At 70.9% G+C, this 15686-nt stretch carries 15 protein-coding genes and 1 pseudogene; 7 read left to right on the top strand and 9 right to left on the bottom strand.

Annotated features, from left to right (window positions below; translation table 11 throughout):
* The first annotated feature begins 105 nt into the window (after window positions 1-105).
* Complete coding sequence (locus tag FVA80_RS19985) at window positions 106-1326, top strand: pyridoxal phosphate-dependent aminotransferase (protein WP_147910401.1); 1221 nt, start codon at window positions 106-108, stop codon at window positions 1324-1326.
* A 230-nt stretch (window positions 1327-1556) separates the two neighbouring features.
* On the opposite strand, the gene FVA80_RS19995 is transcribed toward FVA80_RS19985, so the two are convergent.
* Window positions 1557-2483, bottom strand: a complete 927-nt coding sequence (locus tag FVA80_RS19995) for a dihydrodipicolinate synthase family protein (RefSeq protein WP_147910402.1) — start codon at window positions 2481-2483, stop codon at window positions 1557-1559.
* A 657-nt stretch (window positions 2484-3140) separates the two neighbouring features.
* Here FVA80_RS19995 and FVA80_RS20000 point away from each other — a divergent pair.
* The 3 genes from FVA80_RS20000 (at window position 3141) to FVA80_RS20010 (ending at window position 5748) form a co-directional block, all read left to right on the top strand.
* Window positions 3141-3917, top strand: coding sequence for an amino acid ABC transporter substrate-binding protein (locus FVA80_RS20000; RefSeq protein ID WP_147910403.1), 777 nt, complete (start codon window positions 3141-3143; stop codon window positions 3915-3917).
* A 398-nt stretch (window positions 3918-4315) separates the two neighbouring features.
* Window positions 4316-4996, top strand: a complete 681-nt coding sequence (locus tag FVA80_RS20005; protein ID WP_147856460.1) for an amino acid ABC transporter permease — start codon at window positions 4316-4318, stop codon at window positions 4994-4996.
* On the top strand, window positions 4993-5748 hold the full coding sequence (locus FVA80_RS20010; protein ID WP_147910404.1) for an amino acid ABC transporter ATP-binding protein: 756 nt from the start codon (window positions 4993-4995) through the stop codon (window positions 5746-5748). The genes FVA80_RS20005 and FVA80_RS20010 overlap by 4 nt, the downstream gene beginning before the upstream one ends.
* A 3-nt stretch (window positions 5749-5751) precedes the next feature.
* Here FVA80_RS20010 and FVA80_RS30620 read toward each other — a convergent pair whose 3' ends face one another.
* From FVA80_RS30620 to FVA80_RS20025, 4 genes and pseudogenes are all read right to left on the bottom strand, one after another.
* Entirely contained in the window at window positions 5752-5922 is a 171-nt protein-coding gene (locus tag FVA80_RS30620; RefSeq protein WP_187193753.1) for a hypothetical protein, read from the bottom strand.
* Window positions 5919-6410 carry a DUF2243 domain-containing protein gene (locus tag FVA80_RS20015; protein WP_147910405.1) on the bottom strand — a complete coding sequence of 164 codons (492 nt, stop codon included), beginning with the start codon at window positions 6408-6410 and terminating at the stop codon, window positions 5919-5921. Before FVA80_RS20015 ends, FVA80_RS30620 begins: the two co-directional genes overlap by 4 nt.
* Window positions 6407-8472 (bottom strand): annotated as a pseudogene (locus tag FVA80_RS20020) (oligopeptide transporter, OPT family). The gene FVA80_RS20015 and the pseudogene FVA80_RS20020 overlap by 4 nt, the downstream one beginning before the upstream one ends.
* Window positions 8473-8657: 185 nt before the next feature.
* Window positions 8658-9623: a helix-turn-helix domain-containing protein gene (locus FVA80_RS20025; RefSeq protein ID WP_147908102.1), complete on the bottom strand. Its 966-nt coding sequence runs from the start codon at window positions 9621-9623 to the stop codon at window positions 8658-8660.
* 451 nt (window positions 9624-10074) lie between these two features.
* Here FVA80_RS20025 and FVA80_RS20030 point away from each other — a divergent pair, with 451 nt between their 5' ends.
* Window positions 10075-10308, top strand: a complete 234-nt coding sequence (locus tag FVA80_RS20030) for a hypothetical protein (protein WP_147908101.1) — start codon at window positions 10075-10077, stop codon at window positions 10306-10308.
* Between the two features lie 438 nt (window positions 10309-10746).
* Here the strand turns inward: FVA80_RS20030 and egtD are convergent, their stop codons facing one another.
* Both egtD and FVA80_RS20040 read right to left on the bottom strand, forming a co-directional pair.
* Window positions 10747-11706 carry an L-histidine N(alpha)-methyltransferase gene (egtD, locus tag FVA80_RS20035; protein ID WP_147908100.1) on the bottom strand — a complete coding sequence of 320 codons (960 nt, stop codon included), beginning with the start codon at window positions 11704-11706 and terminating at the stop codon, window positions 10747-10749.
* Complete coding sequence (locus FVA80_RS20040; protein WP_147908099.1) at window positions 11703-12677, bottom strand: methyltransferase; 975 nt, start codon at window positions 12675-12677, stop codon at window positions 11703-11705. Before FVA80_RS20040 ends, egtD begins: the two co-directional genes overlap by 4 nt.
* Window positions 12678-13211: 534 nt before the next feature.
* On the opposite strand from FVA80_RS20040, the gene FVA80_RS20045 reads away from it, so the two are divergent.
* Together FVA80_RS20045 and FVA80_RS20050 are read left to right on the top strand one after the other, a co-directional pair.
* Window positions 13212-13790 carry a YgjV family protein gene (locus FVA80_RS20045; protein ID WP_147908098.1) on the top strand — a complete coding sequence of 193 codons (579 nt, stop codon included), beginning with the start codon at window positions 13212-13214 and terminating at the stop codon, window positions 13788-13790.
* Window positions 13791-13894: 104 nt separating this feature from the next.
* The gene (locus FVA80_RS20050; RefSeq protein ID WP_147908097.1) at window positions 13895-14635 is read left to right on the top strand and encodes a DUF4336 domain-containing protein; all 741 of its coding nucleotides are present in this window, start codon (window positions 13895-13897) and stop codon (window positions 14633-14635) included.
* A gap of 30 nt (window positions 14636-14665) precedes the next feature.
* Here the strand turns inward: FVA80_RS20050 and FVA80_RS20055 are convergent, their stop codons facing one another.
* Together FVA80_RS20055 and FVA80_RS20060 are read right to left on the bottom strand one after the other, a co-directional pair.
* Window positions 14666-14929, bottom strand: a complete 264-nt coding sequence (locus FVA80_RS20055) for a hypothetical protein (protein ID WP_147853809.1) — start codon at window positions 14927-14929, stop codon at window positions 14666-14668.
* A 365-nt stretch (window positions 14930-15294) separates the two neighbouring features.
* Window positions 15295-15660, bottom strand: a complete 366-nt coding sequence (locus FVA80_RS20060; RefSeq protein ID WP_147908096.1) for a hypothetical protein — start codon at window positions 15658-15660, stop codon at window positions 15295-15297.
* Between the last annotated feature and the right edge of the window lie 26 nt (window positions 15661-15686).

Raw genomic sequence — 15686 nt, forward strand, 5'->3', positions numbered from 1 at the left:
GCAGGCTCGGCGCGATTCCCCAAAACGGCCGGGCGCTTGCAAGTCGGGTGCCCACCCGCGCGCCGCGCTGCGCCGCTCCCCGGACACCAGGAGACCCCTCGCTCCATGCTCGAACCCGCTGCCGCCGCCCTCGACATGCCCCTCGACCTGTCCGCCGCGCTCTCGGAGCGCATCCGCGGCATCGGCACGAGCCAGATCGGCCTGGTGGCGGATCGCGGCCGGGACGACCCGGACGTGGTCAAGCTCTGGATCGGCGAGGGCGACCTGCCGACGCCGCCGTTCATCGTCGAGGCGGCGCACCGGGCGATGCAGGCCGGGCACACCCGCTACACCACCTCGCTCGGCCTGCCGGCCCTGCGGGCGGCGCTCGGCACCTACCACGCCCGGCACTGGGGGGTGGACGTCCCGGCGGACAGGTTCGCTGTCACGGCCGGCGGCATGAACGCGATCATGCAGGCCGCGCAGGCGCTGCTGGAGCTGGGCGACGAGATCATCATCCCGTCCCCGGCCTGGCCGAACCTCGCCGAGGCGGTCCGCATCACCGGCGGGGTGCCGGTGACGGTGCCCTACCGGATCCAGCCGGACGGGCGCTTCACGCTGCCGCTCGCCGACATCGTGGCGGCGCTGACGCCGCGCACCCGGGTGATCATGGTCAACTCGCCCTCGAACCCCACGGGCTGGACCATGCCGCTTTCGGAGATGACGGCGCTTCGCGACCTCGCCCGCGCGCGCGGCCTGTGGATCCTGTCGGACGAGGTCTACGCGCACTTCACCTACGGCAACCAGATCGCGCCGTCCTTCCTGCAGATCTGCACGGAGGACGACCGGCTGATCGTGACCAACACCTTCTCGAAGAACTGGGCGATGACCGGCTGGCGCGCCGGCTGGGTGATCTTCCCCCGGGGCCTGGCGCCGACCTTCGCCAAGCTCGGCCAGTACAGCACCACCTCGATCCCGACCTTCATCCAGCACGCCTGCGTCGCCGCGCTCGACGAGGGCGACGGCTTCATCCGCACGATGGTCGACCGCTGCGCCGAGGCGAGGGGGATCCTGGTGGAGGGGCTGGCGCGCCTGCCCGGGGTCACGGTGGCGCCGCCGGAGGGCGCCTTCTACCTCATGCCCCGGATCGCCGGCGACGAGCCGAGCCTCGACCTGGCGTTCCGCCTGCTGCGCGACGCCAAGGTCGGCGTCGCCCCGGGCACCGCCTTCGGCCCCGCGGGCGAGGGCCTGGTCCGTATCTGCTTCGCCATCAGCCCGGACTTGGCGCGGGAGGCGGTGCGGCGGTTGTCGGGGGTGTTGGGGCGGGGTTCGGCCTTAGACGCCTGAACCACCGCATCCACCCTCCCCTCTGCGGAGGAGGGTGGCCCCTGCATCAGCAGGGGTCGGGAGAGGGGAACCCGGTGTCCGGAAGAGGCAGAGCGGGCGTGCGAGCCAGAGCTTTCTCCGGCCGCGTCGCTCCCCTCTCCCGACCCGCTTCGCGGGCCACCCTCCCCCGCAGAGGGGGGAGGGAAAGCCGCGCGTCCGTCGGACCGCGGCCCGCCGCTAGCAAATAACCCTCACCGCCCCCAGCGCAGCACCAGCGCATCGTTGCGCCGGGCCAATTCGATCAGCGCCGTGCGGGTATCCGGGTGGAGCGGCTGGAGCGGCAGGCGGGCGGTCTCGTGGGCGATGACGCCGCCCTCTGCCATCAGCGCCTTGCAGGCCAACAGGCCGCATTGCCGGTTCTCGTGGTTGATCAGCGGCAGCCAGCGCGCGTAGGCGTCGAGCGCCTCGCTCCGGCGGCCGGCCGCGTAGGCGTCGGTGATCTGGCGGATGCCGTCCGGATAGGCGCCGCCGGTCATCGCCCCGGTGGCGCCGGCATCGAGGTCGGCCATCAGGGTGATCGCCTCCTCGCCGTCCCAGGGGCCGATTACCGCGTCGCCGCCCTGCGCGATCAGCGCGCGCAGCTTGCCGGCGGCTCCGGGGGTCTCGATCTTGAAGTAGGAGACGTGCTCGATCTCCCGGGCCATGCGGGCCAGGAACGCGGCCGAGAGCGGCGTGCCGGCCACCGGCGCGTCCTGGATCATGATCGGGATCGCGATCGCGTCCGAGACGCCGCGGAAGAAGTCGTAGACGCCGATGTCCGGCACCCGGATCGTGGCGCCGTGATAGGGCGGCATGACCATCACCATGGCGGCCCCCGCCTCTTGCGCCCGGCGCGAGCGCTCGGCGCAGACCTGGGTGGCGAAGTGCGTGGTCGTCACGATCACCGGCACCCGGCCGGCGACGTGGTCGAGCACCGCGTCCATCACGGTCTCGCGCTCGGCGTCGGTGAAGACGAACTGCTCGGAGAAGTTGGCCAGGATGCAGATCCCGTGGCTCCCGGCCTCGATCATGAAGTCGATCGCCCGGCGCTGTCCGTCGAGATCGAGGGCGCCCGCGGCGTCGAACACCGTGGGGGCGACCGGGAAGACGCCCCGGTAGGGCTGGGCAGGCGAGCTCATGCGCGATCCTCCGCCGGGGCGGCCCCCGGCTCACAGCGATAGACCATTGCGTGCCGCCACCGGGACGAGAGGCCAGCCCCGGATCGACACCACGCCGGCACTGTGCCGAAGGATCATCCAAGATCAACGCCCGTCCCGGCGCCGGCTCGACAAAAGCCGCGCTCTGTTTGCGATGTGCCCGGGCCGGCCGCGCAAGCCTTGGGCGACGGCGACAACCCGGTCCGGCCGCAAGAAATCTTATTCCCTACCCACAGCGCATGGGATTGATCATCACCCGGTCATGCCGGAGCCGCGCGGCGGGGTCCGGGATCCGAGAACATCAGTCGATCAAGGTCTTGCGCCGTCGAGGCCTCGTGTTCCCGCCGATCCGGGCCGTCCGGGGCGGCGCGCGCCCCGAAGAACCAAACACCTGGAACCGTGCGGCCCACTGGAAGACTCTGCTTTCAGGCGACGGAGCCGCCCCGACTCGGCGTAGGCGCCGCGCGCCCCGCTTGGTATAGGGCTCTCGGCCCGGCCCGGTCGGCGACGACGCGGCGACGAGCCACCCCGGTTTTCCAATCCGCGCGTCGCGACAGAACCGTCCTGGACGATCTTGCCGGACGGGCGGCGGGGATCCGGGTCCGTGGTTTCAACGCTTTCGCTCTGGAGTTCGTCGTGATGCGTCTTGTCCCCGCCGCCCGCGCGGCCGTCTTCGCCGCGGCCGCCCTGCTCCTCGGCGTCTCCGCGCGGGCCGACGACCTCGACGCGATCCGGGCCGCCAAGACCCTGCGGATCGGCACCGAGGGCACCTACGCGCCGTTCTCCTTCCACGACGCCTCCGGGGCGCTGGCCGGGTTCGACGTGGAGATCGGCCGCAAGGTGGCGGACAAACTCGGCGTCGCGCCGCAATTCCTCGAAGGCAAGTGGGATGGCCTGATCGCCGGGCTCGACGCCAAGCGCTACGACGTGGTGATCAACCAGGTCGGCATCACCAAGGAGCGCCAGGCGAAGTTCGATTTCTCCGAGCCCTATATCCGCTCCCGGGCGGTGCTGATCACCCGCGCCGACACCGGCACGATCACGGGGTTCGCCGACCTCAAGGGCAAGAAATCCGCCCAGAGCCTGAGCAGCAACTTCGCGCGGCTCGCCACCGAATCCGGGGCCGAATTGGTCGGCACCGACGGGTTCGACCAGTCGATCCAGCTGGTCATCACCGGCCGCGCCGACGCGACCATCAACGACAACCTGTCCTTCCTCGACTTCCACAAGCAGAAGCCGAACGCCCCCGTGAAGATCGTCGCCCAGAAGGACGACGCCGACGCGTCCGGCATCCTCCTGCGCAAGAACAACCCCGACCTGAAGGCCGCCCTCGACAAGGCGCTGGCCGAGATCAAGGCCGACGGCAGCTACGCGGCGATCGCGCAGAATTATTTCGGGGCGGACGTGTCTCGATAGGCGGGTCATCGCCTGCAGGGCGCGGCGGAACACGCGCCCTCCCCGGGCTACGATGTTCGCACATCGCAATTCGGACCGTCGGCGGCGGGAAGAGAAGTCCCTTTCGAGGCAGACACGCCCCCTCTCTCCCCCCTTTGCGGGGGAGGGAGACGCGCCTGGGTCCAGCCGTCGCTTCATCCGGCTACGATGTCCGAACATCGTAGCCCGCACGGGAGAGCGGACCCACGCCTTGTCCGGACAGGTTTGAGCCCGTCAGCCCCCGCCGGGCGGGTTCGGTCACCGAACCGTATTCCCCCGACAGGCGCGGGCGATCCGAAACCGACCCGAAAAATCCCCCGCGCGATCCGCGGCGCAAACCCGTATAGACCGTCGCCCGATCCCGCAGGAAACACCGTCCCGTGCCGCACTGGCTCGACCTCATGCTCCAGTCGCTCGGGCCGCTGCTCGAAGCCTGTCTCCGGTTCACCGTGCCGCTGACGCTCATCGCCTTCGGGCTCGGGCTGAGCCTCGGCCTGGCGGTGGCGCTCGCGCGCCTGTTCGGGCCGCGCCCGGTGGCGGCGCTCGCCTGGACCTATGTCTGGATCTTCCGGGGCACGCCGCTGCTGGTGCAGCTGTTCGTGATCTTCTACGGCCTGCCCAGCGCCGGCATCCTGATCGACGCCTTCCCGGCCGCGGTGATCGGCTTCACGCTCAACGTCGGCGCCTACGCGTCCGAGATCGTGCGCGCCGCCATCGCGTCGATCCCGAAGGGCCAGTGGGAGGCCGCCTACGCCACCGGGATGACCCCCGCCCAGGCCCTGCGCCGCACGATCCTGCCCCAGGCGGGGCGGGTGGCGGTGCCGTCCCTGTCCAACAGCTTCATCGCGCTCGTGAAGGACACCTCGCTCGCCGCCGCGATCACCGTGCCGGAGATGTTCCAGGCGGCCCAGCGCATCGTGGCGGTGACCTACGAGCCGCTGATCCTCTACGCCGAGGCGGCGCTGATCTACCTCGTGCTGTGCTCGGGCCTGTCCTGGCTGCAGGGCGGGCTGGAGCGGCGCCTCGGGCGCTACGGCGGCTACCTGGAGGCGCGCGCGTGATCGCCCTCCAGGCCATCGAGAAGCGCTTCGGCGACACCCCGATCCTGCGCGGCATCGACCTGACGGTCCCGGAGGGGAAGGTCACCGCGCTGATCGGCCCGTCGGGCTCGGGCAAGTCGACCCTGCTGCGCTGCGTGAACCTGCTCGAGATCCCGCAGGCCGGCACGCTGGTGCTCGGCGACCAGCGCCTCACCTTCCGGCCCGGCACGGCGCCGGCCCGGCGGGACCTGCTGGCGGTCCGGCGCCAGACCGGCATGGTGTTCCAGAACTTCCAGCTGTTTCCCCACCGCACGGTGATCGAGAACATCACCGAGGGGCTGATCACGGTCGGCAAATGGCCCCGGGCCGCGGCCCGGGTCCGGGCGCTGGAATTGCTGGCGCGGGTCGGCCTCGCCCACAAGGCCGAGGCGTGGCCGGCGAGCCTGTCGGGCGGCCAGCAGCAGCGGGTGGCGATCGCCCGGGCGCTCGCCCCCTCCCCGCGCCTGCTGCTGTGCGACGAGCCGACCTCCGCGCTCGATCCCGAACTCGCCGCCGAGGTGGTGGACGTGCTGGCCGGCCTCGCCCGCGAGGGCATGACCATGCTGATGGCGACCCACGACCTGCGCCTCGCCCGGCGGGTCGCCGACACGGTGGCGTTCCTAGACGGCGGCGCGCTTGTGGAGCAGGGACCGCCGGCCGAGCTGTTCGCCCGGCCCGCCGACCCGCGCACCCGCCGCTTCGTCCAGACCCTGCTCGGCGAGGCCGGCGCCTGAGGCTCAGCCGGACAGGCAGCGCAGGCTCAGCAGGTTGTCGAGGGTGAGTGCGGTGCCGAACACCAGCGGCCGCCAGGCCGGCATCGTCGCCAGGACCAGGCCGGCCCCGAGCACGAGCCAGGGAACCAGGGTCGGCAGGGCCAGGGTCGGCCGGGCGCTTCGCCGACGCCTCACGCCGCCCCCTCCCGGCGGCCCGCCCGGACCAGCAGCCAGCCGGCGACCAGCATGGCGACGCCCCAGACCAGGAACCCGACATCCCAGAAGATCCACTGGTCCCGGGGCATCGTCTCGTTGACGTGGTGGGCGCCGAGGATCTCGTGGTCGATCACGCCCTCGACGAGGTTGAACAGGCCCCAGCCGATCAGCAGCGAGCCGGCCAGCAACCTGTTCGACCAGGCCAGGTGCTCCCGGTGGGCGGCGCGCCACAGGATGAACAGCCCGAGCACCACGAACACGTAGGTGGCGCTGTGGAAGATCCCGTCCCAGCGGGTGTTAAGCTCGAGGTTCGGGATCGAATCGATCGGGTACCAGCTGCTCACCATGTGGTGCCATTGCAGGATCTGGTGCAGCACGATCCCGTCGAAGAAGCCGCCGAGCCCCAGCCCGAACAGGATCCCGGCGCTGAGCGGAAACGAGCGGATTTCGGATGCCGCCGCCGTCATGACGCGGCCGAAGAGCGGGCGGCGGTCCCGGGCGCGTCGTCATCGGCCGTGGACACCAGCCGGAAATAGAGGCCCAGCCCCCCCAGGAACACCGCCAGCCCCAGCCAAGTCGCCGTGGCGGCAAAGCCCGGCCCCATGATCGCCAGCGCCGCGCTGTGCCCGGCGATGAGGTCGGCGCCGGCCAGCAGCACGCCGACGCAGCTTTCCCCGACCAGGAACCCCGAGGCCAGGAGCACGCCCCGGCGGCGGGCGGCGGCGAGCACGGTATCCCGCCGGTCACCCCGGACCCGGCGGCGCAGGCGGCGCTCGGCGAGCCAGCCCAGGATGCCGCCGATGGCGATCGTCACCTCGACGGAGAGCGGCAGGTACATGCCGATCCCCACGGTGAGCGCCGGGAAGGTGAGGTCGCGGCGCTTCAGCCACGCCTCGGCCGCCACCAGCACGATGCCGAGCCCGGCGCCGATCAGCACCATGGTCCAGGGCAGCGCGCCGTGCGTGATGCCCTGCGCGATCTGGGTCATCAGGGCGGCCTGAGGCGCCGGCAGGGCGCTCGCCGGGTCGAGCCCCTCCCGCGAGGGGGCGCCGACGAAGCCGTAGGCCTGGTAGAGCAGCGACAGCAGCGGCGCGATCACCAGGGCGCCGACCCCGACGCCGATGACCAGCGCGACCTGCTGGTGCCACGGGGTGGCGCCCACCACCTGTCCGGTCTTGAGGTCCTGCAGGTTGTCGTTGGCGATCGACGCGGTCGTCACGATGACGGCGGTGAGCAGCAGCGCCATGCCGGTGACGAACCGGTCGCCGTCGGGGCCGGTCGCGTGGCCCAGCAGCAGCGGCAGCAGCAGCGCGGTCGCCATGGTGGTGAGGATCCCGATCCCCGAGATCGGGCTCGACGAGGAGCCGAGCAGGCCCGCGAGGTAGCCGCAGGCGGCGGCCATGAGGAAGCCGAACAGCACCATGAACAAAGTCGCCGCGACCGCGAAGACGATCAGCGTGCCGCCGAGCCCGGCCGGCTGGGCGAAGTCGGCAAACAGCAGCGCCAGCGGCACGCACAGGGCCAGCGCCCCGCCCGCGACCCAGGTGATCGGCAGGTCCCGCTCCTCGCGCGGGTGGTCCGCGCCGAGGCCGCCGCCGGCCGACGACAGGGCCGTGGGATGCTGGCCGCGATCGGGCGGGCGAGCGAGGCCACCGTCCACAGGCCGCCCACCGCGATGATCCCGGCCCCCATCAGGCGTACCTCCTCCGACCAGACCGCCTCGGCGGCCTGCCCGGCGGTCTTGCCCGGATCGGGCGAGAGCGCGGTCAGGATCGGGACGGCGATGCCCCAGGCGATCAGCACGCCGGTCAGCAGCGCGAGGCACGCCCCGATGCCCACGAGATAGCCGACGCCGACCAGCGCCAGGGAGAACCCGGTCCCGGTGCGGAAGGCGGCGCCCCCGAGGCTGATCGCGCCGGAGAGCCCCTCGCCCAGGAGCTTCAGCCCCGTGGTGGCGAGCCCGACGATTCCGGCCGCCCCGGCGGCGGCCAGCAGGTCGCGCAGGCCGTGGCCGCCCTCCTCCTCGTGGCCGGTCTTGAGCACCTCGGCTGCGGCGATGCCCTCCGGGTAGGGCAGGTCGCTGCCCGAGACCAGCGCCCGCCGCAACGGGATCGAGAACGCCACGCCGAGCAGCCCGCCCAGGGCGCAGACCGCCGTGGTCTGCCAGAACGGGAAGCCGTGCCAATGCCCGATCAGGACGAGACCCGGCAGGACCAGGATCACGTTGCACAGGGTGCCGGCCGCCGAGGCCTGGGTCTGGACGATGTTGTTCTCGAGGATGCCGGCGCCGCCCATCAGCCGGAACGCGCCCATCGACAGCATTGCGGCCGGGATCGAGGACGAGAACGTCATCCCGGTCTTCAACCCCATGTAGAGGTTGGCCGCCATGAAGACGATCGTGATGGCGGCCCCGAGCACGATGCCGCGCAGGGTCAACTCCGCCTGATGCGCCTGAGCGGTCGAGGTTTTCGGCCCGGTCTCGGTCTTTGGCGCGGTCTCGGGCGCCAGTCTAGGACTGGTGGCGTCCATTCTGCCCCCATGCTGTCGTCCCGCAAACCACCGCAGTCGCGAAAGCTATCCCGCCTGCGGCGTTGCGACGGGGTCGGGAGGGGAACGGGACGGTGGATGGGACGGGGACAGGACGGGGACGGAGCCCGTCGCGACGGCGCGCGGCCACGCTCCACGGCCCGAGCCGGCAGCGCGCGCGCGTCGGATTACCGACCCGGGGGCGGCTTCGCGGAAACGGCCCGGTACGCGCTGGGGCTCAGGCCGTAGCGCGCCTTGAAGCGGCGGGCGAAATGGGCCTGATTGGTGAAGCCACTGCCATACGCGAGGTTGCCGATCGCGATGTGGGCGCAGCCCGGATCCGCCAGGCGCTCGGCCGCGGAGTCCAGCCGGCGCTGCCAGATCCAGTCGGAAATGTGCTGGCCGCGCTCGTGGAACAGCTCCTGCAGACGGCGCAAGGAGACCCCGACGGCGGCCGCGAGACGGGGCGGGTCGAGGGTCGTGTCGCCCAGGTTGGCCTCGACATGGGCCTTGGCGCGCTGGACCACGACGCTGCCGTGGAGCGGTCGCGGCACCTCCCTGGCCAGCCGCTCGGCGAGGCTCGCCACGATCAGGTCGATGCCGACACCGGCCATGCGTTCGGCCGTCACGGCGTCGAGGTCCGCGTAGACCCGGACGAGATCGGTGAAGAAGGCCTTCACCAGCACGCCGGTGCCGTCGTCGCCCCCGAACGTCAGGGCGGTGAGGTGCTGGGTCGGCCCCAGCATGTGCGTCAGGGGCGCGACCGGGATCTCGAGCACGAGGGACTGATTGCTGGGCCCCGAGATGTGCACGTTCGGCCGGTCGGCCAGCAGCACGATCTCGCCGGGCCCCTGGATGGCCTCCCGGCCATCCTGGATGTTGATCGAGCGGCCTTCGAGCTGGATCAGCGCGAACACCGCCCCCGTCCGCTCGCGCCGACGCAGGGTCTGCGGCGTGATCTCCGACCGCACGTTGCTTTCGCGAATGCGGGTGATCCGCAAGCTGCCGACATCGGCCGCCTGTATCAGTCCTTCGAAAGGCCGATCACAAGTCTGACTCAGCTCAATTGGCCCCATGCGGTCGGAGATGACTTCACACCACAGTTTGAACCGCGTGTTTTCTTTGACTTCGCATGTAGAAAGGACTGTCTGCACACACCCTCGCGCACATCGCCGACGATTCGAGATTTGGAACCGTCATCGCAGGATGGCCCGGTCTTAATCTTATCATACGTTATTTTACTCCGTTTTAGACCGCCGCCGGTACTGGTCTTGCAACTGGTCTTGCAACTGGTCTTGCAGACGCATCCCGTACGGTGACGATCGGACCTGCGGCCGGCGGCACCCTGGCGTTGGGCTGCGGCTTCGCCAGCCGGGCCCGTTTCTCTCGCCGTTTGAACGCACGCCTCGGCATGGCACCCAGCGCGTATCGCCACGCGGCTCTCCTCTGCACCCCGGCACGTTTCGACGAGGCGTGAAGCCCCCGGATCGATGCCGGCCGGTCACGCGTTTGTAGGAGAGCCGTCGATTCAGTGCGCTCGCCGATGCCGAACCAGTATTCGTTTCGGCGGCGAGCGCGAACGGCTCTTAGCCCGGGAGGATCGTCGTGGGACTCACTGCGTTCGTTTTTTTCGTCGTGCCCTGGATGCTGGTCGCGGCATGGATGTTCCGCTCGGCCAACGCCGTGCGGATGGGCGTGCCGGCTGCGCCCTGGCGCCCCCTGACGGATTTCCCGCCGCCACCGCGCGACCAGCGGGCCATGGTCGAGACCGGCACCGTGCCGAAGGGCGCGGCCACCGATACCGACGACGACAAGCACCGGCCGCTCCAGATGGTGTGAGATTTTTCGCCGGGGTCCAGGGTCTTTCGCGCGGCTGACCCGCCGCGCGCGATCCGGCGCGCCTCCGGTCCAAAGCCTGTCCGATCCGCGCCGTGGTTGGGACGCCATCGGTTCGAAGCGCCCTCGCCCCGGCTGGGCTCGACCGGACGTCGCCGGTCGCGCCGACGGATTTTTAGGCCGCAACCCGATCTTCCGCGGCAGGACGATGCGCCGATCCGGCGCGAACCCGTGCCCTCCCCCGGCCCGCCACGACATTCGCACATCGCTGCCGGATGAACGCAAGGGCCAGCCCCAAGCGCGGCTCCCTCCCCTGTGTGAGAGGAGGATCCACACGCCTCCTTGGGAGAGAAGCGACCGGCCCCGGCCGTAGCGCGCATCCGACGCGCCGGGCAAGCTCCACGAGCGACGCCGGACAACGAGCCCGGCCTCGACGGGGCCTCACATGCCGGCATGCTCCAGCAGGTGCAGGTTGAAGCTCCCGTCCTCCGCTTGCCACAGGCCGCGCGGCTGCCAGCCGCTCCGGCGGGCCAGCGCCTGGAAGGCCGCCGACGTGTACTTGTGGGAGGTGTCGGTGCGGATGCGCTCGCCCGCCGCAAACGCGATCGCCTGCCCGCCGAGGTGATAGGTGGCCGGACGGAGCGCCTCGAGATGCGCCTCGACCCGTTGCGGATCGGGGCACAGGGTGATCCCGTGCCGGAAGTTGTCGAGGTCGAAGTCGGCCCCGAGCTCGCGGTTGAGCCGGACCAGGATGTTCCGGTGGAACGCCGCCATCAGACCGTCCGCGCCGGCATAGGCCCGCTGCAGGCGCTCGGGCTCGACCGTGGCGTCGGCGCCCACCAGGAACAGGCTGGGCCCGAGGGTCGTGCGCGCCCGCTCCAGGAACAGGCCGGCCTCCGGGGGCGCGAAGTTGCCGATGCTGGTGCCCGGGTAGAAGCCCAGGATGCCGCCCGGCCCCGCCGCGACGGGGAGCGGCACCGGCTTGGCGTAGTCGGCGCAGACCGGCACCATGGCGATGTCGGGGTAATCCGCGGCCAGGCGCCGGATCGCGCCCTCCAGGTATTCGCCGGAGATGTCGATCGCCACGTAGGCGGCCGGCCGGGTCAGCGCGTCGAGCAGGGTGCGGATCTTGCGGCTGGCGCCGCTGCCGAACTCCACCACGGTCACGCCCGGTGCGACCTTGCCGGCCAGCTCGGCGGCGACCCGGGGCAGCAGCGCCATCTCCTGGCGGGTCGGATAGTAATCGGGGCTGTGGCAGATCCGGTCGAACAGGTCCGAGCCGGTCTCGTCCCAGAGATACTTGCCCGGCAGGGTCTTCACCTCGGCCGTGAGGCCGGCCAGAACATCGTTCAGGACCTCGTCGTTCAGGACCTCTTCGCGCCCGCCATCGGCCTCGCTCATGACCGGGTCCCTGGCCGGGTCCCTGGCCGGGTCACCGTGAGCACCACCAAGGCGAGGCGCTCGACGGCGGCATATTCCGGGTTGGCCAACTCCTCACCGTACTCGTCCGGATCGAACTCGCGGTAGGTCCAGTCCAGGCCGGCGCGGCCGCAGGCCTCGGCCACCGCGTCCCGGAACGGGTCCGCCCCCTCGACGATCGCCGCCCCGGTGAACAGCACCAGGCTGCCCCCCGGCGCCAGCCGCGCGATCGCCTGCTCCACCACCGCCAGCGGCAGGCCGGCCCCGAGCGGACCGCCGCCATGCCGGTAGGCCCGGGCCGCCGGATCGATCATGAAGGGCGGGTTCGAGACGATCAGGTCGAACGTCCCCTCGACGTCGCGCAGCATGTCGCTGTGCCGGACATCGACGCCGTCGGTCCCGGCCAGCCGGGCGTTGACCCGGGCGGCCCGCAGCGCGGCGGGGTTGATGTCCACCAGCACCACCTCGGCGCCGGGCGACCGCTTGGCGATGCAGATCCCGGCGGCCCCGGAACCGCAGCCGAGATCGACCGCCCGGCGCACCGGCGTCGGCCGTGCCTCCACATGGGCCACCACCGCCGCGACGAAGCGCATCGTGTCCGGCCCGAAGAACACCGCATCGGTGGCGGTCGGCGGGTAGGAGGAATGCGCGAGCAATTCGCCGTCGAGGCTGGAGAACCGGACGGTCGGGCGCAGCAGCGCGCCGTCCTCGACCACGGCCCCGGCATCCCGAAGCCGGCTCAGGATCTCTCCGGACAGGATCTCGGGCCGGAACGGGCGGCTCCAGCCGATCACGTCGCGCAGCGTGCGCGCCTCGGCGTTGCACGACCGTGCGTTGACGATGGCATGGGTCGCGGGGGTCACCGTCGTAAAGGTGTAGCCGCTGTCGCGCAGGGTGCGCCCCAAGGCCAGCAGGGCGTCCTGGTTTTCGGGAAACGCTGCGGATCGGGTCATCGGCCGGACCCCGCCTGCCGGCTACGCGAAGTCTGGCGGGACCCGGGCGGGTGGTGGCCCCAGACTTCGTCGATTCTTCGCGTCGTCCGGCGCTGCGCGCGGGCCAGGACCGCGAAGGGACCGGTGCCGCCGGGCGCGCGGAGCCGGGCCGGGACGGCGATCGGGCGACGGATATCCGGGTTGGAAAGCTGCATGGGCGCGTCGGGTCGGGTCGCCGCAGGACGGCAGGAGCGGACGCCCCGCGGCCTCGATCGGCCCCGGACACGTCCGAATGAATACCACGGCAACTGGAATTCTCAGGCCTTGTTCCCGGATTTATCTCCGGACAACCGAGCGATAACCTATGTTATTCTCGAGTTATTGCCGATCCAATACTTGATGTACGCGGTAGATCTGAGCGCGTCGCCCGTGCGGCCGTTTCGCCACCCTCGCAGGGACGTGATCACCGGGCGATTTATCGTTAACCATCTGATTACCATGCGAATCTAGCGCATTCGGCGGAAACGGCGCATCCGCGCCGGCTGAGCGCGACCGATGATTGCCGCCGACACCGTATTGACCTGGTATGATCTCGCCGGGACCCATCTCGACATCTTCGGATCCCTGGGCCTGACCCTGGGATTCATTGCCGGCCTGATGCCGCGCCGCCCGTGGATGCTTGCCGGGTCGGCGGCCTGCGCCGCCTGCTTCGGCGCCCACTACCTGACGCTCGGAGCGCTCACCGGCGCCGCGATGTGTGCCATCGCGGTGGTGCAGAGCCTGGTCTCCCTGACCTGCCTCGGCGCACCGAACCGAAACGGATGGGTCCATCCCCTGTTCGCCGCCACCACCCTGCTGGCGGCCTGGCTGACGATCGCCACCTGGAACGGGACGCCCTCCGCCTGCGCGGCGATCGGCACCCTGCTGGCGACGGCCGCACGCCTGCAGGCCGCGCCCCAGACGATGCGCCTGCTGTTCCTGGGCGCGTCCCTGTGCTGGGCCGGCCACAACCTCCTCGTCGGCTCCGTGTTCGGGCTGACCTGCGATCTTCTGACCCTCCTGGGCCTCGGGATCGCCCTGTGGCGCGCCCTCCCGGCCCGGCCCATCGCGGCGCCCACCTATCTTCAGGCCTGACCTGAGGCAGCGGGCTGCGGCGATCCATCCGGGAAACCCGATGCGCCGCGGCGGTTGCCTCACTTTCCGGCCGCACAGCCGGAGGCAGCCGAGAGAACCGGGCCTTGCCTGAAGCAACCTATCCACCCCTCGACGTGCTCAAGCCGGTCGCCGAGGGCGTCTGGATCGTCGACAGCGGCCCGTTGCGGATCCTGGGCTTCCCGCTCCCGGTGCGGATGACCGTGGTCCGGCTCGGCGATGGTGGCCTGTGGCTGCATTCGCCAACCCGCTACGACGCGGCGCTGCATCGGGCGATCGAGGCGCTGGGACCGATCCGCCACCTCGTCGCGCCGAACATCGCGCACTGGACCTTCCTGAAGGATTGGCAGAGCCAGTGTCCGGAGGCGCTGACCTGGGCGGCGCCCAACCTGCGCCAGCGCGGACAGGTTCGCCGCTCCGGCCTGCGGATCGACCGCGTGCTCGGGGACGCTGCGCCTCCCGAGTGGCAGGCGGACCTGCGCCAGCAGGTGGTGCCGGGCGGCCTCGGCTTCCGCGAGGTCGCCTTCTTCCACAAGCGCAGCCGGACGCTGGTGCTCACCGACCTCGTCCTGAACCTGGAACCGGCGAAGATGCCGGCGCTCCTGCGCCCGCTGCTGCGGCTGGCCGGAATGACCGCGCCGGAGGGGAAGCCGCCGCCCTATCTGCGCCTCGTGATCAAGCTGCGTCGGCGCGACGCGGCCCGGGGCGCGGCGGATCTCGTGGCCCTCAAGCCCGAAGCCGTTGTCTTCGCGCACGGGCTCTGGTTCGCACGGGAGGGCACCGCACGCCTGCGACACTCGCTGCGCTGGCTCGGCGACTTCAGCTGACCGCCGACCGGTCGGCCGGCCGTCCCAGCCTCAGGGCTCCGCTGGCGTGTCGGTATCCCCGGAGCTGTCCAGCGACTTGGCCAGCTCCATCAACACCTCTTCCACCATGGGCGGCCAGGGTACCCTCTCCTCGTCCAACAGCCGCGCCGCGCCGACCAGGGCATTGACCTGCTCCTCGAAGATCGGCCGCTGAACCAGCTGGGCGTATCGCACCCGGGCAGCCAGGGCGGTCGCGAGGCGCTGGACCTCGGCGATCCGTGCATTCGACGCGCCGGCACCATCCCGGTTGCCCATCCCTCACCCCTTTCGGATCCTCGCAGGCCTCAGATAGGCCTCAGGATGGGGGTCTCGGCAATCCCGGCGGAAGCCGCATCAGCGATCCGAACGACCGCGAGCCGGGTCTACATGGCGCTCACGCCCTGCCCCGGGCCAAGACAGCTCACCATGCCGGAACACTAGGTCCTCCAACCGATGCGAAGATCGCCAGGGAGACCGCGGCTACCAGGATATCGCGCTTGCGATCGATAGCCCATACGGGCATCGACTCTACGCGGCGGTCGCCGATGAGCCGGGTCAGGCTTTCCGGTAATTGGCTCCGACCTGCGGGAAGCCTGACCCGGCTCCGCCTCAACCAAGCCGCGCCGATCCGCATGGAAGGCTCAGGCCGAGCGGCTCGCATCCTCGATGCGGCGCGGTGCGGTGCTGGCGAGGACCTTTCGCTTGCCGGACCTGTGGCGCACAAAATCGTCGAGGGGCTTGCAAGCCGGCAGGCCTGGTGCCGGGGTCGCCACTGCATCCAGGCATGGGGCAGCCGCTTCCGAGTCGGTCGGATCCGCCGGCAGGTCGATCCGCTGGCCGACCAAATAGGCTTCCAGGTCGATCAAGCGGTGACGCAACCGCCAGATGTCATTTTCTACGCCATTCAACTGGACAAGAAGGTCTGAGACGGTCCCTTCACGGGCCGCGATGGCCGAGAGGACGGTCGCCCGCTCGTTCAGCAACACAGCCTTGACGGTCGGGTTCATCGGGAGCCCCATTAAGCGCGACCGTG

The sequence above is a fragment of the Methylobacterium sp. WL1 genome (genome assembly GCF_008000895.1).
GTDB lineage: Bacteria > Pseudomonadota > Alphaproteobacteria > Rhizobiales > Beijerinckiaceae > Methylobacterium.